Source organism: Streptomyces sp. NPDC001292, from assembly GCF_042896465.1.
Lineage (GTDB): Bacteria > Actinomycetota > Actinomycetes > Streptomycetales > Streptomycetaceae > Streptomyces.
Genome location: NZ_JBIAXG010000011.1, coordinates 145,113 through 171,748, shown reverse-complemented (window position 1 = coordinate 171,748; position 26,636 = coordinate 145,113). Strand labels below are relative to the sequence as shown.

Annotated in this window: 22 protein-coding genes and 4 pseudogenes; 12 read left to right on the top strand and 14 right to left on the bottom strand. The window is 70.1% G+C overall.

The window, feature by feature from the left end:
* Positions 1 to 18 precede the first annotated feature (18 nt).
* Positions 19 to 155 (bottom strand): annotated as a pseudogene (locus ACFY4A_RS15215) (IS5/IS1182 family transposase); the annotation flags it as partial.
* Positions 156 to 475: 320 nt separating this feature from the next.
* On the opposite strand from ACFY4A_RS15215, the gene ACFY4A_RS15210 reads away from it, so the two are divergent.
* The gene (locus ACFY4A_RS15210) at positions 476 to 3,583 is read left to right on the top strand and encodes a glycoside hydrolase N-terminal domain-containing protein (RefSeq protein ID WP_390829894.1); all 3,108 of its coding nucleotides are present in this window, start codon (positions 476 to 478) and stop codon (positions 3,581 to 3,583) included.
* Between the two features lie 332 nt (positions 3,584 to 3,915).
* On the opposite strand, the gene ACFY4A_RS15205 is transcribed toward ACFY4A_RS15210, so the two are convergent.
* Positions 3,916 to 4,479 carry a hypothetical protein gene (locus ACFY4A_RS15205; RefSeq protein ID WP_390829893.1) on the bottom strand — a complete coding sequence of 188 codons (564 nt, stop codon included), beginning with the start codon at positions 4,477 to 4,479 and terminating at the stop codon, positions 3,916 to 3,918.
* A 146-nt stretch (positions 4,480 to 4,625) separates the two neighbouring features.
* Here ACFY4A_RS15205 and ACFY4A_RS15200 point away from each other — a divergent pair, with 146 nt between their 5' ends.
* Positions 4,626 to 5,312, top strand: coding sequence for a response regulator transcription factor (locus ACFY4A_RS15200; RefSeq protein ID WP_390829892.1), 687 nt, complete (start codon positions 4,626 to 4,628; stop codon positions 5,310 to 5,312).
* Positions 5,305 to 7,107, top strand: a complete 1,803-nt coding sequence (locus ACFY4A_RS15195; RefSeq protein WP_390829891.1) for a sensor histidine kinase — start codon at positions 5,305 to 5,307, stop codon at positions 7,105 to 7,107. Before ACFY4A_RS15200 ends, ACFY4A_RS15195 begins: the two co-directional genes overlap by 8 nt.
* 123 nt (positions 7,108 to 7,230) lie before the next feature.
* Here ACFY4A_RS15195 and ACFY4A_RS15190 read toward each other — a convergent pair whose 3' ends face one another.
* Together ACFY4A_RS15190 and ACFY4A_RS15185 are read right to left on the bottom strand one after the other, a co-directional pair.
* A complete protein-coding gene (locus ACFY4A_RS15190; protein WP_390829890.1) occupies positions 7,231 to 7,875 on the bottom strand; it encodes a DUF1775 domain-containing protein in 645 nt (214 codons plus the stop codon).
* A gap of 189 nt (positions 7,876 to 8,064) precedes the next feature.
* A complete protein-coding gene (locus ACFY4A_RS15185; RefSeq protein WP_390829889.1) occupies positions 8,065 to 9,453 on the bottom strand; it encodes a copper resistance CopC/CopD family protein in 1,389 nt (462 codons plus the stop codon).
* 715 nt (positions 9,454 to 10,168) lie between these two features.
* On the opposite strand from ACFY4A_RS15185, the gene ACFY4A_RS15180 reads away from it, so the two are divergent.
* A complete protein-coding gene (locus tag ACFY4A_RS15180; protein ID WP_390829888.1) occupies positions 10,169 to 10,486 on the top strand; it encodes a hypothetical protein in 318 nt (105 codons plus the stop codon).
* A gap of 18 nt (positions 10,487 to 10,504) precedes the next feature.
* Here ACFY4A_RS15180 and ACFY4A_RS15175 read toward each other — a convergent pair.
* Positions 10,505 to 10,801, bottom strand: a pseudogene (locus ACFY4A_RS15175) (histidine kinase); the annotation flags it as partial.
* Between the two features lie 574 nt (positions 10,802 to 11,375).
* Positions 11,376 to 12,041 (bottom strand): response regulator, encoded by a 666-nt coding sequence (locus ACFY4A_RS15170; RefSeq protein ID WP_390829887.1) that lies wholly within the window; start codon positions 12,039 to 12,041, stop codon positions 11,376 to 11,378.
* 167 nt (positions 12,042 to 12,208) lie between these two features.
* On the opposite strand from ACFY4A_RS15170, the gene ACFY4A_RS15165 reads away from it, so the two are divergent.
* Positions 12,209 to 12,580 (top strand): response regulator transcription factor, encoded by a 372-nt coding sequence (locus ACFY4A_RS15165; RefSeq protein WP_390829886.1) that lies wholly within the window; start codon positions 12,209 to 12,211, stop codon positions 12,578 to 12,580.
* A 113-nt stretch (positions 12,581 to 12,693) separates the two neighbouring features.
* Here ACFY4A_RS15165 and lepB read toward each other — a convergent pair whose 3' ends face one another.
* The 5 genes and pseudogenes from lepB to ACFY4A_RS15140 all read right to left on the bottom strand — a co-directional run.
* Positions 12,694 to 13,224 (bottom strand): signal peptidase I, encoded by a 531-nt coding sequence (lepB, locus tag ACFY4A_RS15160; protein ID WP_390829885.1) that lies wholly within the window; start codon positions 13,222 to 13,224, stop codon positions 12,694 to 12,696.
* Positions 13,221 to 13,724, bottom strand: a complete 504-nt coding sequence (locus ACFY4A_RS15155) for a hypothetical protein (RefSeq protein WP_390829884.1) — start codon at positions 13,722 to 13,724, stop codon at positions 13,221 to 13,223. The genes lepB and ACFY4A_RS15155 overlap by 4 nt, the downstream gene beginning before the upstream one ends.
* The gene (locus ACFY4A_RS15150; protein WP_390829883.1) at positions 13,708 to 15,315 is read right to left on the bottom strand and encodes a multicopper oxidase family protein; all 1,608 of its coding nucleotides are present in this window, start codon (positions 15,313 to 15,315) and stop codon (positions 13,708 to 13,710) included. The genes ACFY4A_RS15155 and ACFY4A_RS15150 overlap by 17 nt, the downstream gene beginning before the upstream one ends.
* Before the next feature lie 497 nt (positions 15,316 to 15,812).
* Positions 15,813 to 17,801 carry a fibronectin type III domain-containing protein gene (locus ACFY4A_RS15145; protein ID WP_390829912.1) on the bottom strand — a complete coding sequence of 663 codons (1,989 nt, stop codon included), beginning with the start codon at positions 17,799 to 17,801 and terminating at the stop codon, positions 15,813 to 15,815.
* A 201-nt stretch (positions 17,802 to 18,002) separates the two neighbouring features.
* Positions 18,003 to 18,270: pseudogene (locus ACFY4A_RS15140) on the bottom strand (LysR family transcriptional regulator); the annotation flags it as partial.
* Positions 18,271 to 18,991: 721 nt separating this feature from the next.
* Between ACFY4A_RS15140 and ACFY4A_RS15135 the strand changes: the two are divergent.
* The 4 genes from ACFY4A_RS15135 to ACFY4A_RS15120 all read left to right on the top strand — a co-directional run bounded on the left by ACFY4A_RS15135 (position 18,992) and on the right by ACFY4A_RS15120 (position 21,593).
* The gene (locus ACFY4A_RS15135; protein WP_390829882.1) at positions 18,992 to 19,192 is read left to right on the top strand and encodes a hypothetical protein; all 201 of its coding nucleotides are present in this window, start codon (positions 18,992 to 18,994) and stop codon (positions 19,190 to 19,192) included.
* Between the two features lie 11 nt (positions 19,193 to 19,203).
* The gene (locus ACFY4A_RS15130; protein ID WP_390829881.1) at positions 19,204 to 19,332 is read left to right on the top strand and encodes a hypothetical protein; all 129 of its coding nucleotides are present in this window, start codon (positions 19,204 to 19,206) and stop codon (positions 19,330 to 19,332) included.
* A gap of 250 nt (positions 19,333 to 19,582) precedes the next feature.
* Positions 19,583 to 20,026 (top strand): hypothetical protein, encoded by a 444-nt coding sequence (locus ACFY4A_RS15125; RefSeq protein WP_390829880.1) that lies wholly within the window; start codon positions 19,583 to 19,585, stop codon positions 20,024 to 20,026.
* 313 nt (positions 20,027 to 20,339) lie between these two features.
* Entirely contained in the window at positions 20,340 to 21,593 is a 1,254-nt protein-coding gene (locus ACFY4A_RS15120) for a M14 family zinc carboxypeptidase (protein WP_390829879.1), read from the top strand.
* A 219-nt stretch (positions 21,594 to 21,812) separates the two neighbouring features.
* Here the strand turns inward: ACFY4A_RS15120 and ACFY4A_RS15115 are convergent, their stop codons facing one another.
* The gene (locus ACFY4A_RS15115; protein ID WP_390829878.1) at positions 21,813 to 22,676 is read right to left on the bottom strand and encodes an AraC family transcriptional regulator; all 864 of its coding nucleotides are present in this window, start codon (positions 22,674 to 22,676) and stop codon (positions 21,813 to 21,815) included.
* Between ACFY4A_RS15115 and ACFY4A_RS15110 the strand changes: the two genes are divergently transcribed.
* Positions 22,675 to 23,316 carry a LysE family translocator gene (locus tag ACFY4A_RS15110; protein ID WP_390829877.1) on the top strand — a complete coding sequence of 214 codons (642 nt, stop codon included), beginning with the start codon at positions 22,675 to 22,677 and terminating at the stop codon, positions 23,314 to 23,316. The two genes, ACFY4A_RS15115 and ACFY4A_RS15110, sit on opposite strands and share 2 nt — an antisense overlap.
* 516 nt (positions 23,317 to 23,832) lie before the next feature.
* Here ACFY4A_RS15110 and ACFY4A_RS15105 read toward each other — a convergent pair.
* On the bottom strand, positions 23,833 to 24,855 hold the full coding sequence (locus ACFY4A_RS15105) for an MBL fold metallo-hydrolase (protein ID WP_390829876.1): 1,023 nt from the start codon (positions 24,853 to 24,855) through the stop codon (positions 23,833 to 23,835).
* A 110-nt stretch (positions 24,856 to 24,965) separates the two neighbouring features.
* Between ACFY4A_RS15105 and ACFY4A_RS15100 the strand changes: the two genes are divergently transcribed.
* A complete protein-coding gene (locus tag ACFY4A_RS15100; protein ID WP_390829875.1) occupies positions 24,966 to 25,115 on the top strand; it encodes a hypothetical protein in 150 nt (49 codons plus the stop codon).
* Here the strand turns inward: ACFY4A_RS15100 and ACFY4A_RS15095 are convergent.
* Positions 25,084 to 26,004 (bottom strand): annotated as a pseudogene (locus ACFY4A_RS15095) (NAD(P)-dependent oxidoreductase). The gene ACFY4A_RS15100 and the pseudogene ACFY4A_RS15095 overlap by 32 nt on opposite strands.
* 412 nt (positions 26,005 to 26,416) lie before the next feature.
* Between ACFY4A_RS15095 and ACFY4A_RS15090 the strand changes: the two are divergent.
* Positions 26,417 to 26,584 carry a hypothetical protein gene (locus ACFY4A_RS15090; protein WP_390829874.1) on the top strand — a complete coding sequence of 56 codons (168 nt, stop codon included), beginning with the start codon at positions 26,417 to 26,419 and terminating at the stop codon, positions 26,582 to 26,584.
* Positions 26,585 to 26,636 lie beyond the last annotated feature (52 nt).

Below are 26,636 nucleotides of genomic sequence, written 5' to 3'. Positions count from 1 at the left end.
CGGCATGTCCGGGCCCTCGGCGAGTGCACAGCCGCCGAGCTGGCGCCGGATCTTGCTGGTCAGCCCGCCACGCGAGCGACCGAGCGCCCTGTTGCGGAGCCCCCTGTTCGGGTTCCAGCGGCGTGCTGATGAGCGCGGACGATGGTGGCATCGACCGAGTCAGTCGATGCCGCTGCGTGATGCGGTTCTCCCGGCAGATGCGCTCGAAGGGCACCTCCGGTGCGTTGCGCGGGAGGGCGATCAGCGGAGACAGCGCCGCACACCTCTAGACATCCGATCTGTCCTCCCTTGAAGATGACCTGGCCGTCAAATTACATCGATGTGTCGCCCCCACCCCCCCGCGAATGAACCGATCAATGGGCCGGGAGGTCTCGCTGTGACCAATGAACCCCAACCGCAGAGACGAAGCATCCTCAAGTGCGGTGGTGCCCTCGCCCTCGCACCGCTGATCACTCAGCTGACCGGGGGAACCCCTGTGGGACGGGCCGTTGCCGCCGGGACCGCCGCGCCGACGCTCGTCCAGTGGCCGGCCCTGTCGCGCAAGGCGCTGAAGTACTCGATCCCTGCCACGGACTGGCAGTCGCAGGCCCTGCCGATCGGCAACGGCCGGCTCGGCGCCATGCTCTTCGCCAACCCCTACGAGGAGCGCATCCAGTTCAACGAGCAGAGTCTGTGGGGTGGTGTCAACAACTACGACAACGCCCTCGCCGGCCAGCCGGACAGCGCTTTCGACACCGGCATGACCGGCTTCGGCTCGTACCGGAACTTCGGTGATGTCGTCGTCGCCTTCGGTCCTCCCCGTGCGAAGGTCACGGCCCCGGGGGGACCGTACCGCACCTCCTCGACGGAGGGCGTCGACAAGACGTACGACGGTAACTCGAGCACCAAGTGGTGCATCGAGGCGCCCGGCACGAAGGTGCAGTGGCAGGTCGAGCTCCCCGATCCCGTCGAAGTCGCGTCCTACCGTCTGACGAGTGCCAATGACGTACCCCAACGCGACCCGCAGGAGTGGACGTTCTCCGGTTCGTCCGACGGCGCCACGTGGACGACGCTGGACAGCCGCACTCTGGCGACGCCCTTCGAGAGCCGTTTCCAGACGAAGGAATTCACCTGTGCCGATACCGCGGCCTACCGCTTCTACCGGTTCGACTTCGTCCCTGAAGCAGGGGTCAGCCACTTCCAGGTGAGCGAGATCGGTCTGTCCGGCGTCGACCTCGGCGGGGGCGGTTCGATGTACCTGTCGTCGCCGAGCGGGCACTCCGAGGGATCCGGTTCCGGGACCGGGCCCCAGGCCACGGACATCTCGAGTTCGGTGGACCGCGATCCGGCCACGGTCTGGCGGGTCGACGCCGTCGCACCGGCGATCGTCTGGCAGGCCGACCTGTCCACCGCGGCCGCCGTCACCTCGTACACGCTGACGGCGGCCCCGGACCGCCCGCAGGACGACCCCCGGCGATGGGAACTCCAGGCATCGCAGGACGGGCAAGCCTGGGTGACCCTCGACACGCAGAACCCCGGCGCGCCCTTCGCCGGCCGACGCGACACCCGGACCTTCCGGATCACCAACAGCACGGCGTACCGCACCTACCGGCTCACCTTCACCCCCGGTGAGTCGTCCACCGGCTTCCAGATCGCGGAGGTCGCCCTGGAGGGCAAGGGGTTCGACACGCGCATGCAGCGCACGTTCGTCGACTACCAGCGCGCCCTGGACTTCTTCGAGGGTGTTCATCTCACCCGCTTCGGCGCGCCGGGGCGGCGCGTTCTGCGGGAGGCCTTCGCGAGCCGGTCCGCGGACGTCATGGTCTTCCGATACACGTCGGACAGCGACCGGGGACTCTTCGGAGCGATCTCCCTGACGTCAGGACAGCAGGAGGCCCCGACGACCGTCGACGCCGCCGCCCGGCGGATCGCCTTCAGCGGTGTCATGGGCAACGGCCTCAAGCACGCGTGCACCCTCCAGGTCGTACACACCGACGGCGACTTCAGCGCCGACGGGGCGGTGCTCCGGTTCACCGACTGCACGACCCTGACCCTGCTCCTCGACGCGCGCACCGACTACAAACTCGACGCCGCCGCCGGATGGCGCGGAGCCGATCCGGAGCCGGCCGTCGCCGCGGCGCTCGACAAGGCGGCCGTCCGCTCCTACGACGAGATGCGCGACGAGCACACCGCCGAGATACGGGCGTTCATGAACCGCGTCTCCGTCGACTGGGGCACCTCCGACGACGCTGTCGTCGCCTTGCCGACCAACGCTCGGCTGGCGCGTTACGCGGCGGGCGGGGAGGACCCTACCCTCGAGCAGACGATGTTCGACTTCAGCCGATACCTGCTGATCAGTTCCTCGCGCCCCGAGGGCCTGCCCGCCAACCTCCAGGGTCTCTGGAACGACAGCAACACGCCGGCGTGGGCCTCCGACTACCACACCAACATCAATGTCCAGATGAACTACTGGGGAGCCGAGACGACGAACCTGCCGGAGTGCCACGAGGCGCTCGTCGGATTCATCAAGCAGGTGGCGGTGCCCAGCCGTGTGGCGACCCGCAACGCCTTCGGCAAGGACACGCGGGGTTGGACCGCCCGCACCAGCCAGAGCATCTTCGGCGGCAACGCATGGGAGTGGAACACCGTTGCGAGCGCCTGGTACGCCCAGCACCTGTACGAGCACTGGGCGTTCACCCAGGACCTGGTCTACCTCCGCAAAGTCGCCTACCCGATGATCAAGGAGATCTGCGAGTTCTGGGAGGACCGTCTCAAGGAGCGCGAGGACGGACTCCTCGTCTCGCCGAACGGCTGGTCCCCCGAGCACGGGCCACGCGAAGACGGCGTCATCTACGACCAGCAGATCATCTGGGACCTGTTCCAGAACTACCTCGACTGCGAGGCGGCGCTCGAGGCGGATGCCGACTACCGGGCCAAGGTCGCGAACATGCAGGCGCGCCTCGCGCCGAACAAGATCGGCCGGTGGGGTCAATTGCAGGAGTGGCAGGAGGACATCGACAGCCCCACCGACATCCACCGCCACACCTCGCACCTCTTCGCGGTCTACCCCGGCCGCCAGATCACCCCGAAGACGCCCGGTTTCGCGGCCGCCGCCCTCGTGTCGCTCAAGGCACGGTGCGGAGAGAAGGAAGGCGTCCCGTTCACGGCCGCGACGGTATCGGGCGACAGCCGCCGCTCGTGGACCTGGCCCTGGCGGGCGGCCCTCTTCGCCCGCCTCGGTGACGGGCATCGCGCCCAGATCATGCTGCGTGGACTGCTGACTTACAACACGCTGCCGAACATGTTCTGCAACCACCCGCCCTTCCAGATGGACGGCAACTTCGGCATCTCGGGCGCCGTGGCGGAGATGCTCCTGCAGAGCCACGACGGCACCATCCACCTGCTGCCCGCCCTGCCGGACGGGTGGAAGGCCAAGGGTTCCTTCACCGGGCTCCGCGCCCGCGGCGGCTACGAGGTCAGCTGTGCGTGGCGCGACGGGAAGGTCACGTCCTACAGAATCGTGGCCGACCGGGCCCGCAACCGGGGCAACGTCACCGTCCGGGTGAACGGCGTCGACACGAAGGTGAAGCCCGACAAGCCCTGAGGTCGGCCGTCCGCTGGCCGAGAAAGCAGCCGGCATCGCCGTGCACTGCACCAGCGTGCAGAAGGCGTTCATGCGCCGTCCAGGCCCAAGGGCCTGGACCTGCTCGCCCAGGCCACCGGCCGCGGCCCGTCGCTGCAACGGTGGTGACACGCGGGTCCTCGGCCCGCCTCGGTCGATCCCTCGTCTGCCGGTCTGTCCGTTCGCCGGTCAGCCGGCCTGCCGGTCCTCAGGGCAACTGACCTGCAGATCTTGCCTGGTTGCCGGCCTAGCCGGTCTCTCGACGGCCAGACCTTGTCGATCTGTCGGCCTGTCGACTTCGTGGTCCGGAGCCGTCAGCGGTCGTCGTGGCCGCCGTGCGAGCCGCCGTGGCGGTCGTCCCGGCCGTCGTGCGAGCCGCGCCCGTGGTGCTGGTCGTCATCGGAGGGGTCGTCCGCACCGTGACCGCGCGCACCGCCACGGTCGTCGCCCGCCGGATTGACCGCATCGTGACCCCGCAGACCGCCGTGGTCGTCGCCCGCGGGGTCGTCGGCGTGGTGCCGGGACTCGGGACTACGGTCGCCGGAGCGGCCGTGATGCGCGGTCGGGTGGTCGTCGGCGTGCGGCCGGTCCTCCACGGTGGTACCCGGCATGCCCTGGGTCGCCGGTGCGGTACGGGAGGTGTCCCGGCCGGTGCGGGCACCGTGGTCCGCGCCGGAGTGACGGCTGTGGTCGTCCGCGCTCCGGTCGTCCGAGCCGGGCCGGTGGTGGTGCGCCGACGGGGCGGCCGGGCCGGGGGCCCGGTGACCCGGCGGTGACGTGACGGCCGTGGCGGTGACGGCGCCTGCGCCGATCACGGCCGCGGTGACGAGCACGGCTGCCACGGTACGACGGCGGCCGGTGAGCCGGGAGATGCTCATGACGTGTCCCTTCGTTCGCTCCGCGGCCGGTGCGCGGAGTCCGTCCGGCGCGTTCACCGGACGAGAACCACCGTGCGCCACGCGTCCTGAAGCCAGGCTGAAGCAACCTGAACGTGTCTTCAGGAAGGTTCTGACACTCTGTGGGCATGCGCCTGCTGATAGTCGAGGACGAGCGACGCCTCGCCGCAGCCCTCGCGCGAGGGCTGGCCGCCGAGGGCTTCGCCGTGGACGTGGCCCATGACGGCGTCGACGGGCTGCACTTGGCCCGTGAGCAGGAGTACGACCTGATCGTCCTCGACATCATGCTCCCCGGCATGAACGGCTACCGGGTCTGCGCCTCGCTCCGGGAGGACGGCGACGACACCCCCATCTTGATGCTGACCGCCAAGGACGGCGAATACGACGAGGCGGAGGGACTGGACACCGGGGCGGACGACTACCTGACGAAACCGTTCTCCTACGTGGTCCTCCAGGCCCGCATACGCGCCCTGCTGCGCCGCCGCACCCGCACCGGCTCCACGGTCCTGCGCGTCGGCAGCCTGAGCCTCGATCCCGGAGCCCGGCGCGTGACCCGTGACGGGGAGGAGGTCCCCCTGACCACCAAGGAGTTCGCGGTACTGGAGCACCTCGCGCGGCATGCCGGTGAGGTGGTCTCGAAGGCCGACATCCTCGCGCACGTCTGGGACTTCGCCTACGACGGCGACCCGAACATCGTCGAGGTCTACGTGAGCGCGCTCCGCCGCAAGATCGATGTGCCCTTCGGACGCCGCTCCATCAAGACCGTGCGCGGCGCGGGATACCGCCTGGAGGCCGAAGGGGGACGCGATGTCTAGGCCGCTGGCGTCGGTCCGGGCGCGCGCGGCGCTCGCGGCCACCGTGGTGGTCTGTCTCGCGCTGGTCGTGGCGGGCTTCGGCGTGGTCGCGGTGCTCCAGCACAACCTCGCCGGACGGGCCGGCCTGGAGGCCGAGGTCACCGCCCGGACGGTGGCCGGTTCCCAGGACGCGCTGAACGGCCGGTTCGACCGGCTCGACCTGCCCGAGGACGGGCGCGTGGTCCAGGTCGTCGACTCGGCCGGGCACGTGCTGGGCGCCGGTGCCGCCCTTGCGGGCCGTGCCCCCGTCGCCGACTACGCCCCGGCCGCGGACAGCTCCGCCGCGCCCGTGTCCACCGCGCCCTCGACCTCCACGGCACCAGCGTCCGCAGCGCCGTCACCATCGGGGTCCGGAGCGGCATTCGTACGGCCTTCCCCATCGGTGTCCGGGACGGCAGGCGCGACCGGCACGGCCGCGCACGCGAACAGCGGTGCGGGCGTTCCAGGTAGCGTGCTCGCCGCCGTGTACGTCCCCGCCGGCACCGGGATCGCCCGCACCGTGGGCCCCGTGGACGACCACGGGCGCCGAGGCGGGGGCGGTGACGACCACGGCGGCAGCGGCGGGAGCGACGATGGCCCCGCCACGTCGGATGGGAAGACCAAGGAACCGACCGGTGACGACCACGGCGGCGGCGAGGACAACCACTCCGGGAGCGGTGGCAGCAGCGAGGACAGTGGCAAGGGCGGAGCCACCGGCAGCCCCCCGCGCGGCAAGGTCGGCACTGACGTGCAGCGGCGTACGATCCGGGCTACCGTGGCCGGCGCGACCCACGACTACAGCTTCGCCGCCGTACAGGGCACCACCTACGACGGCCGCACCTACACCGTTTACGCGGGGATCTCCCTGGAGGAGGAGCAGGCCACCCTGGACCAGGTCACGAAGTCGCTGCTGACCGGCCTGCCGTTCCTGCTCGCCGTCGTGGCGGCCGTGACCTGGCTGGTCACCCGGCACGCACTGAGGCCGGTGGAGGGCATCCGCGCTGAGATGGCGGAGATCACCGGGAGCGGCCACCTGTCCCGTAGGGTTCCGGAGCCCCGGTCGGGGGACGAGATCGCCCGGCTGGCCCGCACCACCAACCAGACGCTGGCCGCCCTGCAGAGGTCGGTCGAGCGGCAGCACCGCTTCATCGCCGACGCCTCCCATGAACTGCGCAGCCCCATCGCCAACTTGCGCACCCAACTGGAGGTCGCCGACGCGCACCCGGAGCTGCTGGACACCCACGGCCTTGTCCAGGACGTCGTGCGCCTGCAGCACCTGGCCACCGATCTGCTGCTTCTCGCCCGGCTGGACGCCGGGGAGAGTCCGGTCGGCGCGCGCGTCGACCTCGCGGACCTGGTCCGGGAGGAGGTGGCCGCGCGGGCGGCGACGGACCGGTTCGTCCCCGCCGTGACGCTGGAGGGCGAGTCGCTCGCGGTGACCGGCAGCAGGACGCAACTTGCCCGGGTCCTCGCCAACCTCCTGGACAATGCCCAACGGCACGCGGAGGGCGCAGTGGGGGTGACCGTGGCCGTCGAGGGCGACGACGTCGTCCTCACCGTCGGCGACGACGGTCCCGGGGTCGCCCCGGAGGACCGGGAGCGGGTCTTCGAGCGGTTCGTCCGCCTGGACGAGGCCCGAAGCCGCGATGCAGGCGGTGCCGGTCTCGGACTGGCCATCGCCCGGGATGTGGTGCTGCGGCACGGCGGCTCGCTCACCGTCGGGGGTGATCCCGGCGAGGGAGCGGTCTTCCGTGCCCGGCTTACGCGCGCGAAGTGACGAGCAGGGTTCGCATCCCCGCGGGGTCTTCCGTGCCGACCTCGCTCAGCCGGGTGACGGCCCACTCTCGCGCCCGGGGCCGCCGCGCGGGGGCGGGCGCTGCGACCCCGTACGGGGAACGGCTCAGCGGGACACGGCGCTCCGGCGTCGCGCTATGGAGCGCAGCGTCGGCAGCCCCGCGACTGCCAGGAGGACCACCACACCGCAGACGATCGCCGCCGTCCGCGCGAATCCCAGGCTCTCCCCGGCGTGGGGCGCCGACTCCGCGTGGGCCGCTCCGGCGAGACTCAACACCGGTGCGGGGTACTCCGGTTCGGGCTTGCCCTCGTCGGCCGGCTGGTTCCAGGAGATGACCTCGCCGTCGTCGTACTGCTGCTTGGCGACGAAGGTCAGCGCGTCCACGCCGGCGGGGACGCGGTCGATGTGCACGACGAAGTCGGCCCCGTCCCCGCCGCTGATCGCGCCGCCGGACCAGCCGACGGTGCCGCTCCCGCCGCCGGGTGCCTGCTGCTGCGCGGTCCACCCCTTCACCTGCTCCGCGCGCATCCCCCGCACGCCCTTCGGTGCCTCGATCCACACACCGACGGTGCGCGCGTCGTCCTTCTCGTTGGGCACGTGGAACGTCATCCGCACGTCCTTCGCGCCCGGCTCCACCTCGTCCTCGGAGTGCACATGCACATGCGCCCAGGCGGGGGCCGCCGTCACCATGAGCAGGCCCGCGGTCAGCAGGGCCGCGGCCATCCGGGTCGGCCGCCGGAGAAACGTCATAGGTGATTCCTCTCTCGGCGTCCGTGCACGCTGGTGACGGACGACAGGAATCGTGGGAGCGGCCGGCCTGAATCCGGCGCGGGAAGGCTCTGTACAGCGTCGGCGGCGGACTGCGTCGTGACGCCGGGTGTTCCGGGGCCGCACCCGCTTGGCGGGGACGGCCGGTGTGCGGCACGGTGAAGCGTTGCCTCACGCGGGCGGATTGGTGACGACCATGGCCGCCGTGACGCTCAGGACGAGGACCCCGACGAAAAGTTCCGTCATCAGGCCGCGCCGGAGGGTGCGTACGTGCGCCGTGTCCGGCAGCACGGGAGGCGCCGACGCGACCAGTGTCGCTGTCGCCCCGGTCCCGCCAAGGGGTTTGCAGAAAAAGGGAGTCGGTGCCGGGACCGCCGTGTGCCGGCGCAGCCAGCGCCGGGCGACGCCGCCGAGCGCGACGACCACGGCCACGCCGGCCGACTTCAGGAGCAGCAGCCGGCCGAACCGGGTGTCGAAGAGGGCGCCGACGGTGCCAACTTCACGCCACGCCTGGAAGGTGCCTGTCACGACGAGCACGGTCACGCCGGCGAACGCGAGCCGGGAGAACCGGGGCAGCACGGAGGCCAGCGCGCTGACGGCTCCCGGCCTTGCCAGAACCGCCACGGCGAGCGCGAGTCCGCCCAGCCACACGGTCATCGCGGCGAGATGGGCGAAGTCGGCGGCCAGGGCGAGGAATGCGTACCGCCCGTCGACGGAGTGGCCGGTCACCGGCCACGTGCCCCACAGGACCACGGCCGCCGTGGTCGCCACGAGGGCCGCCGCCCTGGCCCGCCTGCTCGACGTGCCGGCCGCAAGGGTCGCGAGCACGGTCGCGGCGCCCAGGGCGAGAAGGGCGTAGAAGCGTACGGCGTAGGCGTAGTCGGCGAGCGCCGCGTGCTGATGGGCGCCGGAGCCGGACCAGGCGTCCGACAGCGGCCGGCCGTCGGCCCAGACGGCGTGGACGGCCAGGACCGTGAGGGTGCCGGCGGCCAGCAGGCCGAGTCCCGCCCACACCAGGCCCCGGGTGCCGCGGTCACGCAGCCCGGCGGGCCACAGCCACAGTACGACCAGCAGCACGCCGGGGCCGATCGCGAGTCCGGCATAGCCGACGGCGCGCGACACGCCGAGGAGGCGGCTCGCCCACACGCTGCCGGAACCGCCGAGCGGCGGGACGACGCCGACGACCCGGCTGGTTTGGTGGATGGAGAAACGAAAGGCGCCTGCCACGGGATGTCCGTCGGCCGACGTCACCTGCCAGGCCACGGTGTACGTGCCCGGGTGCAGGCCGCCGGGCAGGGCGGTCCGGACGACGGGGTCGGGACGGTCGTCGGGGTGGCCGCCGAGGTCCACTCGGCGCATGTGGTCGTCGAACACGCGCACCGCGTTCTCCCGCGCGGTAACCGGCTGCCGGAACGTCAGCGCCGCCTGGGCGGGCAGGCCGGGCAGCACCTCGCCGGCGGCCGGATCGCTCGACCGCACGCCGGTGTGCGCGGAGGCGGGCCCGGCGGACGCGGCCGCCAGGCAGAGAACAAGGCAGAGCATGGTGATGATGCGGCGCATCCGTTTCCCCCCGGGTGCCCTTGAGATGCAGCGTGTCCAGGGTGGGTCCCCGCAGCCGCCTGCGGCAGCCTCGCCTTTGGGGGTGCGACCCCCTCAAAACGAGGGGGGTGTGAACCGCTGCCGGTTGACACTGGTTGAGCGTGTGCTGGTGTGCGTGAGTGAGCGTCGCGGTGACGGTGCGCGGCACGGGACGGCAGTGCGTGGCAGGGCGACGGGAGTTCTGGTGTCGAATGCGCGACCTTTGACCGGGGCCGGTCGTTGGGCGCGGTGACGGGCTTCTCCGGCATCGGGGGACGGGGCATGGGCGGGCTGCGCGAGGTGGCGGCGCCCTTCTGGCGCCCGGCCCGTCCGGGGTGGCGGTCGGAGCGATCGTGTGGGGCATCGGACCGTCCAGGCCCGACCGGGCACCCCGGGGCGTGAGGGACCCCGCCCCCGCAGCCCCGGACCGCGGACACGATCCGCCGGCGCCGGACGCGGAGCGAAAGCGGGTGCCCTGGGGGTATCCCCGGCGAAGCTGGGGGAGTGCCCACAACCGTTCGGGGCACGCTGTTGAGCACGAGTCCTGGCACCAGGACTCACTCCCGCTCAGTTTCCAGGAACGGTCAGGTGCGCAGCGGCAGCACGGTACGGACCTCGGTGCCGCCGTCGGGGCGTTCGTTGACCTCATCCCGCCGCCCAGTTCGGTGACCGTGTCCCGGATGAGCTGCAGGCCGAGGTGGCCGGCCTTGCCGAGTGCGTCTCCAGGGCCCTTCCCGTCGTCCGCCACCCGCACCAGCAGCCGTTCTCCGCCGCCGGTTACCTCGATCCAGGCGTGCCGTGCCTCGGCGTGCTTGAGGACGTTCGTGACGCACTCCCGCGTGCAGCGGTAGACGAGAGCGGCGAGGTCGGGCCCGAGCGCGGCGCGGAGCTCGACGGTCGTGGTGACGATGAGGCCCTCCCTGCGCAGACGTTCGGCGAGCAGTTCGACCGCCTGCGGCAGACCGTCCTCGGTCAGGTCCGGCGGATAGATGTCCACCATCATCGTGCGCAGTGAACCGACGGCGCCGCGCAGGACCTCACCGACCTTGTCGAGCATGCCGTCGGCCGTGGCGCCGGTTGCCGGGGGCAGTGCGCCGCGGACGGCCGACAGGGCGTATCCGGCCCCGGCGAGTTCCTGCACGACTCCGTCGTGCAGGTCGCGGGCGATCGCGCGCCGCTCCCGTTCGGAGGCGGTCAGGGCTTTGCTCAGCAGTCGGCTGCGTTCCGCGTCCGCCTTGCTGACGCGGCGCAACAGGTGGACTGACACCGGTAGTTGAGCCACAAGCAGAAGCAGCAGCGCCACGATGGAGAAGGGCACGAGGGTGTGCATCAGCTCCGTCCGCGCTGTGGCGACGCGGGCGTCGGTGGAGTACACCTCGAGTGCCAGCCGTTCACCGGAGTCCAGGTCGAGCGGGACGTAGACCTCCACGAGGCGGCGGCCGCCGTGGGCTTCGGTGAGGTTCTCCTCGTCGGACAGGTCGGACAGGTTGGCCCAGCTCGCCCGCCTGTCGATGGTCCTGCGTACGTCGTCGTTCGGGAAGGACATCCCGATGGCGTGGTGGTCGTTGGAGTACAGGACCTCGCCCTGTCGGTTCCACACCTTCACCCGGACGACGCCGGCCTCGCCCTGCCGGGCCTTGACGGCCTCGTCCAGTCGCGTGCGCGCGGCGACGTCCCCGCGGAGGAGCGCCGGCATGGCCGGTCTGAAGATCACGTTGCCCATGAGCTGCGCGGAGCGGGCCGCCTCGGCGAGCGCGGTCTTCTCCGCGATCGAGTCGGCGGCCACCACGGTGCCCGCCCCGACGACCGCGAAGGCACCCACTCCGATGAGCACCATGGCGACCAGCGCCCGCCGGACGGTTCTGCTGCCCCCCGTGTCCGCCGTGGAGCCGCCGCCCGTCCGGTCAGCCATCGGTACCCGCCTCGACGAGGCCGAGCCGTTGCGCCTTCACGACGGCCTCCAACTGCGAGCGCACCCCGAGTTTGAGGTGGATCGCCTTCACGTAGCCGCGGCAGGTGTTGACGCTGATCCCCAGCAGCCTGGCGATCGCAGCCGGCGCCAGGCCCTTGCCCATCAGGCCGAGCACCTCGGACTCCCGGGCGGTGAGACTGGCCGCGCCGGGCTCGTCGGTGACCTGGGGCCGGCCGGCGTCGCCGAACATCGACGCCGACACCAGCATCGACCCCTGCCGCACCTCCCGCAGGACGGTCAGCATCTCCTCCAGCGATCCGGACTTGGGCACGAACGCGCTCGCGCCCGCCTGGGCGGCCCGCACCACCCAATCCGGGTCGCGGTGCGCCGAGACGATGACGACGATCGCGCTCGGCGCGGCTTCCCGGACCCGCCGGGTGACGTCCAGTCCGCTCTCCCTGCCGAGCGAGATGTCCATCACCACCATGTCCGGGCGTTCCCGCGCGGTCAGTTCGACCGCCGCCGACCCGGTCGCCGCGCATCCCGCGCAGTCGAAGTCCGGCTGTGATCCGAGCGCGAAGGCCAGCAGCTCGGCAAACGTCCGATGGTCGTCGACGATCAGCACGCGCGTCCCCGACGAACCCCTGTGCTCCCCCATGTCCCCCCCACCGGGCGGACCGCCACCGCTGCCGGTCCGCAGGAGACATGGAACCACGGCATGTGAGGAAAGGCCCATTAGTTGTGCAGGAATGGTGCTTTTTCCGGGTGGTCGAACCCTCTGGTTTGGGGATGGCTGTGACGCCCGGGACCAGGCACCGTTGAACCATGCCGATTCGCCTGCTCGTCGTGGACGACCACCAGCTTGTGCGGGACACCCTGGCCACCATCCTGGGCGCAAGCGCACTCGTCGACGTGGTGGGCGTGGCGTGCGACGGGGCGGAGGCCGTCGCGGCGGCACTGCGGCTCGCGCCGGACGTGGTGCTCATGGATCTCGCCATGCCGGTGCTGAACGGCGCCGAAGCGACCCGGCGGCTGCTGGTCCTGCGGCCCGGCACCCGAGTCGTGGTGCTGACGTCCGCGGTCGGCGGACGGCTGGAACAGGCGGCCCTCGACGCCGGGGCCTCCATGGTGCTGCACAAGGACGCCGGGATCGACGCGGTGCTCGACGCGATCGTGGCGGTGGCGCCGCGGGCCTGAGCCGCCGGGCGGGTCGCTCCCGGTGTGCGGCCGGCGGCGGGCGGCATGCGACCGACGGCGAGGGCGGCGGCCCCGCGTGCCGTGCCGCCCGCATGGCGGTCCGCGGATCACGCTCACGGCGCCCCCGGACGCGGCCACCAGCGCAGCAGCACCCGTCCCCTCACCTCCCCGACGGGCACCGGGCCGAACTGCCGGGAGTCGACGGAGTGCCGGCGGTTGTCGCCCAGGACGAAGACGGTGCCGTGCGGCACGTGCGCGGGCCCGTAGTACAGGCCGTCGAGGGTCCGCCGGTCGATCGCCGGTTCCGTGACGGGACGGCCGTCGACCATGAGGACCCCGTCCTCGATCCCGACGGTGTCACCGGCCACCGCGACGACCCGCTTGACCAGCCGCGAGCCGCCGTGGTCGAAGACCACGAGGTCTCCGCGCCGGGGCGTTCCGCTCCAGTAGGCGTGTTCGTCGACGAGCAGGTGGTCGCCGGCACGGAGCGTCGGCTCCATGCTGGCCGACTCCACCCGTACGCGCTCCAGGAGGAGGCTGCCGACCACGCAGGCCGCGGCCACCACCACGCACGCGACGGCCCGGCGCACGGCGGCCCGCGGTGCGGCGAGGTGCCGTACCGCGGGCCGCCGGGTCGGGCTCACCCGAGCAGGCCGGTCAGTCCGAGTGTCCACAGGACCGTTCCGATGACGAGGAGTCCGTTGACCGCCCGGGACCGGGCGCGACCGGACAGGCACCGTACGAGCACCAGCAGTGCGGCGAGCCGCGCGCACAGCGCGGCCGTCAGCGGCGGGTCGGCCTCGACCGGGCGGTTCTGCTGTCCCAGGGTCACGCCGGTACTGACGGCCACCACGTACGAACCGATCAGCAGACCGAGCACGAGGACCGCGGAGAGCGCCGCGGCCGTGCCCCGCGAGACCCACACCTGCCGCGCCGCGACGAGCTGGACGACGGCGGCCAGCAGGAAGGGCAGGGCCCCGGCCAGGCCGTGCGCCACGCGCTGCTGGAAGGCGACCAGGTCCCCGGCTGCCGCGGCCACGCACAGCAGCGACGCGACGTGCGTGGTGCGAAGGCCACCCACGAGGCCCGTACGGCCCACCGGCACCGCCCCTTCGGCCGGCGACGCCTCAGGCGAGGGTGTCATCGTCGCCTCCCAGCTCGGGGGCGGGCTCGGTCTTCGCCGGGTCGGCGTAGACCGGGTGGTGCTCGGTGCTGGGCGGTCCCACGCGGAACTGCGCCATCATGTCGTGGTCCTCGTGCACGAGGTTGTGGCAGTGGATCATGTAACGCCCGGTGTGCGGGCCGAACCTGACCGCCACGCGCACCGTCTCGTTCTCACCGACGTACACGACGTCCTTGCCGCCGAGCTCCCAGGGGCTGGGTGCCTTGCCGTTGCGGTCCAGCACCTTGAAGTCGACCAGGTGCACGTGGACCGGGTGCCACCAGCCGCCGGACTTGTTGACGAACTCCCAGACCTCGACGTCCCCGAGTCCCGGGTCGGCCCAGACGTACTCGTAGTCGGAGGCGATGACGTCGGCCCAGGTCTTGCCGTTGATGGTCCAGGTTCCGTCCTTGCGGACGAACTCGAACGTCCGGGTCCTCTTCGCCATCGCCGCGGTGAGGTCCATCGCGGGCGCGTTCGGGTTCAGCAGGTCCGGGATCGCGTTGCCCGACAGGTCGGTGGGGTCGCTGACGACGTCGAAGGCCATCACGTCACCGGTGGTGTCGAAGTCCTCGACGTTCGGCACGCTCAGGTTCTTCAGGACCACCCGCTGGCCGATCTTGTACCTGGCGAAGTCGATGATGACCTCGTACCGTTCGGCCATGCCGTGCCGGTAGCTGGTCGCCGAACGGGGCTGCGGCATCAGCCCGGCGTCCGTCCCGATGAAGACGAACGGGTCGCCGGTGCTGAGCGCGAACTTGAAGCCCCGTGAGATCGCGCAGTTCAGGATCCGGAAGCGGTACTTGCGCCGCTCCACCTTCATCACGGGCCAGGGCCGGCCGTTGACCAGGATCACATCACCGAAGAGTCCGGAGTGTCCCTCGTCGTCGTACAGCAACTGCCCGTCGCGGTCGAACATGGCGTCGCGGATGAGCAGCGGCACGTCGTACCGGCCCTTCGGGATGGGCAGCGACTGCTCCAGCTCGTCGTGCATCGTGTACAACGCGGCGAGGCCTATGTACGCGTTCTCGGCCGTGTGGTGGGCGCCGTGGTCGTGGTACCAGAGCGTCCGGGCGTCCTGGAAGTTCGGGTACTGGTAGTCCTTGTACTGGCCCGGCCGTGTGATGTCGCTGGCGTAGCCGTCGTACTCCGGAAGCGATCCCGATCCGTGCAGGTGCACCGAGGTCCACGACTCGTACCCCAATCGGGGGTGCACCGAGGGGAGTTCGTTGATCTGCCGTACGACGGCCGGCCGGCCCCGCGTGGCCCGGATCGTCGGGCCGCCGAACGTCCCGTTGTACGACCAGGTCTCGGTCTTCATGCCGGGCAGGATCTCTGTCGCCGCGCTGCGCATGCTGACGGTGTAGTAGTCGGTGGTGCTCGACCGCTTGGTCGGAACCGCCTCGGGCGGTACCGCGAACGGCACGGTGAACGGCTTCGGGAACTTGCTGACCGCGATCCGGTCGGAAGCGGTCTTGGCGCGCGCGACGCGTTCGAGTGGCAGCGCCAGAGCTGCCGACGCGAGGACGCCGAACTTCATCAAATCACGTCTGGACAGCGTGCTTTCGTGCATGTGCGTGCTCACCCCCATGGTGGGCCGCCGAAGCGGCACTCGGGCCCTGCTCTCCCCCTGGAGTCGCGGATGCCCGTGTTCTTCTCTCGGTGCTGGTCGGTACTGCTCGGCGCTGGTCCGTACGCGGTGGGTCATGTGCGGCGCCGCACATGACCCACCGGCAGCGATGCCCGTGTGGGTGGACGGGCTGTACGCCGGTCGTGCTCCCCGGCCGTGGGGGCCCGCGGTGTTCCTGAAAGCACCGCTGAGGAGAGGCGACCAGGCGGGAAGGCAAGGAGCGGGCAGCCGGTGGAGGGGGGTCCACCGGCTGCCCGGAGGAAACAGGACGGCCGGTGAACTGGGGGCTCTTACGGCTGCCCTGTCCGGGCCGGCTCCCCGGTCGGTCGGCGGGTTCGTTGAGGAGACGAACACCGCCTGCCGGGGCACCGGTCGGCCGGTCGGCGCTGTTGCGAAAGTCCCTCGCCGCCGCCGGGCAGACGGGACTTGCGCAACAGGCCCTAGCTGTTCGGCACGGTCACCGGTCCCAGGGTTCCGCCCTTGTCGGACGAGATGTAGACGGGGGACGGGTTCCTCGTCGCGGCACTGCCGGTCCTCAGGCGCAGGCTCCAGGTGCCGTTGACCGCGCCCGCCGCGGCCGGCTGCACGATCACGTCGGTGGCGAAGACGGGACCGGTCGACGACCCGGAGCGGAACGTCAGCGACGCGCCGGGAACGGATCCGGTCCCGTCGAGCCTGAGGTCGCCGGACTTCCACTTGGCGAGGGTGATCACGATCTTGTCGACCGCGGGCACCTTCGGGGTGACGTCGGCCGGCGTCGACGCCGCGCCCCGGCCCACCGCGTTCACGGCGACGACCGTCACGGTGTACACCGTGTCGTTCGTCAGCCCGGTGAGGAGCAGGCTGGACACGCTGGGTCCGGCCGTGGCCGTGACCGGCGTCCCCGAGGCGGGCGTCGCGGTGATCTCGTAGCCCGTGAGGGGCGACGTGCCCGGGTCCGCGGGCGCCGTCCAGCGGACCGTCGCGCTCGCGTCGGAGCCCTGGACGGTGACCCCCTGAGGGGCGCTCGGCGCCCTGGTCGACCCGAACGTGTACTTCTCCATCCTGGCCTGCGAGGCGTTGCCGGCCGGGTCGAAGGCCACGTACCGCAGGGTCTTCGGCCCGTCGGACGCCTTCAGCCCGATCGGCCCGGTGTACAGCGTGGCCGCAGGCCCGGCGGTGCCCGCCTCCAGCGGGTCGGAGCCGTCGAGCGTGTAGTAGATCTCCGAGCCGGTCTCGTCGGCGCTGAGGGTGACCTGCGTGTCGTCCGTGTAGAAGCCGCCGGCGGGCTTCGCGGTCACGGTCGGCGGCGCCGTGTCGCCCGACGGGGTGTTGCCCTGCAGCGCGGGCGGCCAGGACTCGCCGGTCTCGCTGAAGGACCTGACCTCCACGCGCTTGCCGTTGACGGAGCCCGGCAGGGTCGCCGTGGTCGCGTCCGGATTGTTGACGCGGACCCCGACCTCGCTCTGCACACTGTTCCTGCTGAGCTGGTCGACGGCTCGCACGGTGTATCCGAGGACCCGCGCGGCTCCGGGGACGGGCTGCGGCGGGGTCCAGCTCACGGACGTCGAGTCGCCCTGGTCGTGCACCTCGACGTTGGCCGGCGAGGCCGGCCCCTGCTGCGACGGACCGGGCGGGCAGCCGCCCATCCCGGGCCCGCCCACCTCGCCGAACTCCGAGATCGTCACGCCCTGGGTGTTGCCGTCGGGGTCCTGGTCCTGCCAGCTCGTCGCCATGTACAGACCGTCAGCGGCCGTGGCGGCCGTGTCCGCGTCGAGGAACTCGTAGGTCGCTGTGAACTTGCCGTCGGCCACCTGCAGTCCGGACGCGTAGCCGCCCTTCGGCGCGTTCGTGAGCGGGCCGGGCGCCGCCCGCACGTCGCGCCGTGCCACCACGGTGTCGCGCAGGGCCGGTTCGACGATCCGCTGTTCCAGGAACGTCGGATCGACCTGGGACCCGAGCCGCCCCTGGATCACCAGGGTGGTCGGTGTGGTCAGGGTACCGCCGGTGACACCGAGATCGAAGGTCGTGGCGTCGGCGGCCACGGTGCCGCCGAACTTGACCGACACCACGTCCCCGGCCCGGATGTCCGGGGTCACCTGGGGACCGCCGCCCGCGCCCCAGCACAGGCCGCCCGGGTGATTGATCTCGATGGCCGGGTTGCCCGCCGCGATCGAGGCCGCCGCGGCCATCGTGCCGGTGGCCGAGCCGACGACACCGTCGCCGGGGCGCCGCACCTCGACGGTCACCTGCTCTCCCGCGTGCTCGGAGAATCCGTCGATGGAGACGAAGTCCCGGTCCGGGAAGATCGTGATGTTGTCCGGGAAGGCCGGAACGGCGGCTTGGGCGGTGACCGGCGGCATCGAGGCGCTGATCACCATGCCGGAGATGACGAGGCCGGCGGCGGCGGTGCGCTTCCCCCTGCCCCCGCCCCGCGCGAACTTGCTCATGACGACATTCCCCTCTGTGGCGGCACCCGGACCGACCGCGCCGGGCGGTCGGCTGCGATGAGCGGGTTCCAAGGTCCCCAACTCCCGTACACCGCGGCAGCCTCGTCTTGGGCACCCCCCTATCCCCAATCTGGAGGGGGTACCCCCTCTCAGGGCGTGCCACGGGGCGACGCGAGTAGGTGGTCTGGGTTCAGAAGGCGGCAGTGGCCAGAGGCCGGCGAGTCGGGCGCTGCGCGCTGTCAGACGTACGTCGGGGTGTGCCTCCCGGAAGGCCATGACGGCCGCGGGGAGCAGCGAGGCGCTCACCGTGGGGAAGGTGGCGGTGCGGAGGGTGCCCGCACGCAGGCCTGCGAAGTCGGCGAGTTCGTTGCCCGCGGCCCGCAGCTCACGCTCGATCCGTCCCGCCCGTTCGGCCAGGGCCCCGCCCGGCGGTGAGGCTCACTCCCCGCGCATGGCGCTCCAGCACATCGACCTCAGCGCCTGTCCACAGCCGCACCGGCGGCTCGCAGCGTCCGGGCGGTGTCGGCTTCCAGGCAGATCAATGTGCCCTGAGCGATGGCGAGTTCACCGTCGTAGCCGGTCCAGCCGGAGCGGTTGGACGGGGGCTGGTGGAGCGGTCGCGCGGGCGGGCTGCGGCATCGCCCGGTGCGTCGGCTGGTGCCTGCCGCGGTGCGGAGCCTGCCGGATCCGGGGCGTGTGCCGGCCGGATCCGGCAGGCTCTGATCACATCTCGTAGTCGAGAGTCCATGGGCCGACTGGCCCATGTGCATGACGAAACTGCCATTGCCGGCCACGTCGGCCGGCTCGCCGCTGCCCGAGCCGGCCACCACGGTCAGGTCGGCCTTGATCGTGCCGTCGGCGAATACTCGGGGTCTGTACGGTCAACGGCTCTGTCGCGTAATCGGTGGTGACATTCCGTATCGATGAGGCAAGTAAGGATGCGGCCATGCATCGTCCAGCGGCGAGTACCTCGACGTCTTTCATGCCTGGAACGCTATCAATCTTCGCCGAGTACACATCAAAATTGCCTTTCGGTGAGCGGTTCCCGCACGGAAGACTCGACGCGTCACACGCCTGCCCTCGACCGGGGAAGCGCGGCGTTGGGAGGGCGGCGATTCCGGCGCCCTACTCGAATCCGGTCCCCCCGCACGGCCGGTGGTGGCGCCTGATGGACCCACGGAGGATCGCAGATGAAGTTCGGCAAGAGCGGAGAAGGTGTCCTGAGTAGTCTGCTCCGTCGCGCGGCAGGAATCACCGCCGCGCTGATCACGGGAGTGTTCTCGTTGAGCGTCGCGGAGGCTCCAGCGGCTCAGGCGTCTGCCCAGGAAGTCGTGGCGTTCCAGAACCAGGCGACCCTGATGTGTCTGGACGGCTACGGAGGCAGCACCTAAGCGTCCTGAACATGGACGCCCACGTCGTAGTCGCAGGTGGCACCAAGAAGGTCCGGGAAATCCAGCAGTGGCTCAACGGCCGGTACCGGCAGAAGGCCGCCTGCAACATCGGCCCCGCCGACCGGATCTACTCCCAGTGACGTGCATTCGAACTCACACTCAGGGCCGGTCACCCCCGGCTGAGGGGCGTCGCCGACAAGATCCGCCGGTGGAACGACGAACCAGGGCCCGTGGGCGCGGGCGTCACCGACGCCTTCGACCCCGAGCGCCGCAGCGCTGCGCGGGCCTATGCCCGGCGTAAGGGGCAAGGGGCCCTGGCGAACCCGCCCGCTCCGTACGGCCCCGGGCCGTACCAGCACTGTTATCCGAGAAGTGAAGGGAAGGTCAAGCATGTTGCGCGTCTTCGAAGGCTGGCGAGAACGTCTCGCCGTCCTGATGGCCTTGGTGGCGGTATTCTCCGTGGCCCAGGCAACCACGGGTGTGACGCCGGCGAGTGCGGCCGGAATCAACTGCCGGGACCTCGGGAACGGCCTCCTGTGTTCCAACTCCCGGTGGCCCAATGGCACAGGCGAGTGGGGTTTCACCGACATCTGGTACGACAAGTACGCGGGTCCGGCCGTTGAGATCGTGGCAATCGGCTACTGGCACGAGGGCAGCCCCGGCTACACGGATGCCTATGTCTACCGGACCCTCTATCCGGGGCAGCGAGTGATGCACAACTTCGAAAGACCACCGTACTACGGTCCCTTCTGCATCACTCCGCGCCTTTGGTACCGCCCGGCAGGCACCCAGAACGCCCCGCAGCGGCTCGACGGCGCGCAGAACTGCTTCTGAAGCGACGGGACCCGCTCGGTTTGGGGCGTTGGTTCCCGGGGAGCCGGGCATGTTCGGCGGACATGACGCGCCCGGACACCGTCGGTGCGGGCAACTCCAGCCGCACCGACACACCGCCCAGACCACGATGGCATTACATCTCAATTGGGGAAGTCGCGGTAGCAGACGAGGGTGCATGCCCGGCCCTCGGGGCCGTTCGCCGACATGGGCATTCATGTACGCCCCATTGACCTTTCCTTGACCCTCGGGTGAGCATGATCCGGAAACGCCCCCCACGCCAGTCCCGCCCGTAACGTCGTGAGGAGCCCGCCCCATGCGCACCTACCCGCGGAACACCCGTTCGCGAGCGCTACGCACAGCCGTTGCCACCGCCGCGGCCTCCGTCGCCCTCGGCTCCGTACTGGTCACCTCACCGGCCGCCGCCACCGCCACGGCCGCCGAAGGCGAGCCGGGCAACTGCAAGATCTCCGACGATCCGTCCTGGTCCGGCTGGACCGACCACAATCAACTCGGCGCCACACTGAGGCAGATCGAGGAGACCAGCAAGGGCCGGGTGCAGGTCGAGGTCGCAGGGCGCACCATCCAGGGCCGCGAACTGTGGGCCGCGCGAGTGGGCACCGGCCCCCGCGTCCTGATGGTGACCAGCGCCATTCACGGCAACGAGCGCACGGGCACGGAGGCCCTCATCGGCATCCTCAAGGAGCTCGGTTCGGACTCTGGACCGAAGGCCGCCGAACTCCTCAGCAAAGTCACTTTGGTTGCCATGCCGATGGTGAACCCAGACGGCGGCGAGCTCAACCGTCGTATCAACGTACGCTCCTGGGACCAGACCGTCGCGCAGTTCCCCCAGCTGGCCGGGGCGCCGCGCGCCTGGTACCACAGCCTCAGGGGTGACGGCATCGACCAGCCCGGCTATGACCTCAACCGGGACTTCAACCCGGATCTGAACTACGTCCCGCAGGCCTCCGACCTCCCCGGCAACCAGACCGACGCCGGCTTCTTCCTTTCCCCCGAGTCGCGCGCGATCCGTGACACGTATGTGAAGATGCGCAATGAGAAGGGATCTGTCGACGCGTTCATCGATCTGCACCACATGGGTCCCTGCGAGCGGATCACGGGCGGCCCTCAGGACGGCAAGCTGATCACGGTCTCGCTGGACTATCCGCCGCTCGGCGTGAACGACGGGGCCAAGTACAAGAAGCAGTGGCCGAAGCTGGACCAGGACAAGTCCCGCCGCTATGCGCTCACGGTGGCCAATGGCATCGCCGACGCATACGGCGAGCAGTCGAGGCTCGCCGCGACCGGCCGCTATCTCCACCCCGACGCGCGCGAATACGCCGGCCAGGGCCGCTCCGCTTTCGCGCTCAACGGAACCGGCACAGTCCTCTTCGAAGTCCGCGGACAGCAGGACGACTTGGGACAGCGGCAGCGCGGCATGTTCGTCCAGTCCGTACGTACCGGAGTGGAGTCCCTGATGACGGGCCTGGCCACGGGCAGCGCCGACCGGGTCAACGGGGACGACTTCTTCAAGCTGCCGGACTACGGGTGGGAGACCACGGCGGACTGACCTCGGCGGAACGGGTCCCGTGCGCAGGCACGTGACCCACGGCAGCGACGCGGCCCGCGGCAGGTTCCCGACCTGCCGCGGTTACCGCGTCTGTTCGTACCCTGACCCCCCTGGGATACCTGTCAGCCAGACCCGTACGCGGCGGCGCAGCGACCCGTCGACGGCAGTCCTGGCGGATGTTCCGACGTTCCGGTGCAGCCGCCTGAAGGAGTGTTTATTTCAAGCCGCTGCATTCTGGGTAAGTGAAGCCCAAATGGCCGGTGTGATGCCGTAGGTTCTCTTGAATTGCCGAGTCAGATGACTCTGGTCGGCAAATCCTGTCTCCGTCGCCACTTGGGCGATTGGTTCGCCAAGCTCGATGGCCTTACGTGCCAGCGCAACCCTGCGCAAGGTGCGGTAGCGGTCGGGGCTTGTACCGAACGCTCGGCGGAATTGACGGCTGAGCGTGTACCTGTCCTGGCCAGTGATTTGTTCCAGCGTCGCCGCGGAGGTTTGCTCGCAGGCGTGTGCCGACAGATATTCGCGGGCCAAGTCGACGGCTCGTATATCGATGAACCCGTAATTCATGACTTTGGAAGGATGTGCAAGAGTGGCCAGAGAATCGGCGATTATTGCGGTAATATCGACATGTGAAAGATCTCTGATAGGATCGTCGATATCGGCGAGCCAGGACTTTATCGAACAGAGCTGGCCGACTGGATCCTGTACCGGTTCGGAAACAAAGGGCAATTCTTTGTCGCCAAGCGCTGCACGTATCGCCTCGGCTGCAATGTAAAAGATTCGATAGGCGAAGCCTTCATCGGTTCCCGGGCCCCCGTCATGCTCCTCGTCGGGATGCAGGATGTGCATCTGGCCGGGCACGCAAAAATGAATGCCCCCGCGATACTTGAACTTTTGGACGCCTGCAGTCGTGATCCCGATGGCGTAGTCGTCATGGCGATGAGGTCCGAATGCATGCACGGCGAGTCGCACCTCAGCCCTGTCAATGCCTCGAAAGCCCTGCCCGAACCTGATCGAGTCTCGCGAAGTCGTGCACGATCGTTCAAGACCGAGGGACTCCAGTAGGTCTACGGTCCCTGACATGATCCAAAGCTATCAGTACGCGACTTCGGCGTCGACAGCAATTCACTGGACATCCGCCGGGCCGCTTCTCCTCGTGGCACTGGCAGTCATGGGCAGTCCCGGGCCTGCAACGCTCAGCCTCGTGGCGGCCGGATCTGCCTACGGGGTCAGGCGCAGTTTCGCTTATCTCATGGGGATTGTCATCGGAACGACCGCTGTTCTCTTCGCCGTGGCTACGGGCGTTACAGCCGCACTGCTGGCTGTCCCTTCTTTGCGTCTCGGACTGCTCGCCACCTCGATTGTCTACATCGGGTGGCTGGCCTACAACATCATGACCGCGCCGCCGCTGTCCCAAAACGCGGCCCCAAGCCGTTCCCCGTCATTGGCTGGTGGTGCACTGCTGGGAATCGCCAATCCGAAGGCTTGGATCGCGATCGCGGCGGTTTTCAGCACAGCAAGCCTTGCAGAGAGCGCGGCTGCCGACGCTGCGTTGAAACTGGTGCTTCTGACGGTCATGATCGTCCTGATCAACGGTGCATGGCTCTTCGCGGGAGCCGCGCTTACCCCGCTGCTGCGTGCGCCTCGCCCAGCTCGCATCGTCAACGTGAGCATGGCGATCCTGCTCGTCGCCGCGACCGCGTTCCCGCTCATCGAGAAGTGATCGCCGCGTCCCTTGCACCGGCTGCTGCCAGCGGTCTGCCCCCACCTCCGTGAGGCTGGCTGAGGAGGAGGCGTCCGTCCGCCGCACAGGGAACGTCGTGACTGCCGCTGGTCGTCGGTGTGCCATCCGCCAACACCCACGGAGCGCCTGAGACGCCATAGAGATGGGATCCCCATCTTCGGGTGGGCGGTCGATGTTCCGTTCATTGAATAGGCAGGATTTTTCGGCCCCCCTGAGATAACGTGACGGTCCGTCGACAAAGGCGGCGGGCCATACAAGGCTCTCCAGGTCTCCTCAGCCGCATGAACCTGTGGGGGCTATCTACGTAACGTCACCCAGCATGGCGCCGCCCGAGTAGCACGGGCCCGGCTCACCAGCGGCGGGCGGTACCTTCCACGCAGGTCACGGCCGCAGGCGGCTTCGAGGTCGCCTGCGGCCGACGGCCAGGCCCTGTTCCGGGTCATCTTCAGTCTCCTGATCAACGCGGCCGAGGGGCTGACGACGGCAACCGTGCAATCATGGCGCTGGCTGCGTAGGGCAAGTCCAACGCCGGGTTCCACTCCTGGCCACTGCGGCAGGCCACGCGCGGGGAAACGGCACCCGCAGGGATTCGGCCGCGACGGGCGTATGCTCGGCGGTCGCATGCAGCTGCCCGTCGCGCAGGACGATGGCGCCGCTGCGGAGCATCGTGTCGACCAGTTCGGCGGCGAGGGTCTCTGGTGTGTTGCCCAGCAGCTGTGCTGCGTCCCTCAGCCAGGCCCGGGCGTGCAGGTAGGGCTCGACCTCGGTGGTGGAAATCCCGCCGCGGATCATGAGGGCGAAGGCGAAGATTCGGCGTGCGCCGTACCATACCGCGCCGGCCGGGTCGTCGACGAGGCGCTGTGCGCGGCGCGTCGCGGCAGCGAACGCGGCGCTCGGGTCGGCGGGAACCGGTCCGTGTGCAGGCAGCAGCACTCGGGCCTTGAGGTCGGCCATCCGGTGCAGGGAGGTCAGTGCGGCCAAGCTGGCGTCGGGTCCGTCGAGCGCGAGGTTGACCCAGCCGACGTCGTAGTCCGACAAGGCGTCTCCGACCACCAGCAGCCGCTCCTCGGGCTGCCACAACGCCAGGTGACCGGGGGTGTGTCCGGGTGTGTGCACGACCTCCCAGTCGGCGTCGCCGAGCCGGAGGATCTGCCGGTCGTGGAGTGGTTCGTCGACGGTGTAGGGGCTGACCGGCTGGTCGAGGTACTCGGCCAGGCAGCAACCCGGATGTCGCCGGGTGACGGCCTGGGCGTCCGGTGTGCTTGCCGCGATGCCGGCGCCCATGGCCTGCAGCAGCGTGTTGCCTCCGACGTGGTCGGAGTGCCAGTGGGTATTTACGACGAGCGCCACGTTCCCCGCGTGCGCGCGTGCCCAGGCGACCGTGTCTTGTGCGTGGCCGACGAACCCACTGTCTACCAGGGCCGGTTGGCGCCCGTGCAGCAGGAGCAGGTTGGCGTCGGGAAAGGGTCTGCGCCGCCAGGTCACCCAGGCCGGGAGCTGCTCGGCATTGCCATCCATGAACGACCTCCTTGTCCGTACAGGCAGTTGCCGTCATCACCACTGGGCAGAGCGGGCCTTGAGCTGCTGCGAGTGGCGTCGGTGGGTACCTGGCCGTGTGGGATGAGCTGGTGCCAGCCGAGGAACTGCTGGACCGGACCGTCGCCGTCGCCGAACAGACACCCGTCGACTGCATGGAGTGCGACGACCGCTGGGGTGCCGGCGGAGAGCGTGAAGTGCTCGCCGAGATCAAGATGCTCGCTCCTCGTGTTCGTCGGTGATGCGGCAGGCTGCGGAGCCAGTGCCGTCGGTCCGGGCCTCCAGAGCGCGCACTACGGCCACCATGTCCTCGCCGCCGTGCCCCCGCTCGACGGTCTCGCTGTAGAGAGCGTGGCACACGTCGAGGAGCGGAGAAGCCAGATCGGCCTTGCGGGCGGCCTCCGCGATCAGCCGGTTGTTTTTCAGGACATCCGCGGCGGCCGCCTGGACGGTGAAGTCGCGGGCCAGCAGTTTCGGCGCCTTCACGCGGGAGACAGCGCTGGCCATGGGGGCCGGCGCCCAGGACCTCCCGCAGCAGGCGCTGGTCGAGCCCATGCCGGTCGGCGAAGTGGAACGCCTCGGTCAGGCCCGTGACCATCGTGATCAGGAACAGGTTCGCCGAGAACTTCATCAGTAGCGCGCCCGGGACTGCGCCGCAGCCGAACACCTCGTGGCACATGGGCGCGAGCAGAGGCCGCACGGCCGCCACGACGTCGTCATCACCCGCCAGCATCCCTACCAGTTGGCCCTGCTCGGCAGGGACGCGAGAACCGGAGACCGGGGCCTCGACGTACCGGCCGCCCGCAGCCCGGATGTCGTCCTGCAGGCTGCCCGAGTACTCGGCTGACGTCGTGCCCATGTGGACCACGGTGCGCCCGGCGACGCGGCCGAAGTCCGGGGTCCCGCGCCCCAGCACCTCGTCGATGGCGTTCTCGTCGCCAGCATGAGGATCACGGTCTCGGCCCGGTCGAAGACCTCGGCGGGGTTCGCCGCGACCTCGGCGCCGGCCGCGCGCAGCGGTTCGACCCTGGCGGGCGTGCGGTTCCACACGACGAGGGGCGTTCCGGCGCGGGCGAGGTTGAGGGCCATGGGCTGTCCCATGACCCCGAGTCCGACAAAACCGACGTACACGTTGCACCGCCTTTCCCGGCCCACGGGGCAGGCCGAGCCGTCGCCACCACGGTCACCACGGGCCATGACAGCGGTCATAGTAGCCTGTCCTATGACGGCTGTCATAAGGTGGTGCAGCAGGACTCGCGAGCTCGAACACGGCGGTGTCCGAAGAGGGCCCGCGCAAGTGGATGGGTTTCAGCGCGGATCAACTCATCCGGCGCGACGGCGCATCCCCACGGCATACGCAAGGTGGCCGCCCACGCCGAGACTCCCGGCGGTTCGCTCCAGCGCTACTTTCTCGGTGGCAAGAGGCAGCAGGTCAACGAACCGGTGGGCTGGGCGGAGTCCACCGCGTCCACCCGTGAGGGCCGCAGCCGCCGTTTTCGCCACTTGGACCGGACTCGTGGCCCGTGCCCTGGCGGACTTGGGAGTGCCCGAGAAGTGGGCCGAGGCGATCACCACGCTCGTGATCAGTTCCGTGGCAAGGGTCATTCTCATCGCCCGGGCCGAGCGGGATGTCCGCGGCGAGCGTGGGGCCATTCAGTTCATGTGCGGCCTGCATCATTTCAGTGAGAAAGGCAGCGGCTGGCTCCGTTGATGACAAAACTCATCGACACCGAATCACGCGATCACGGGGCGCTGCCAGAACT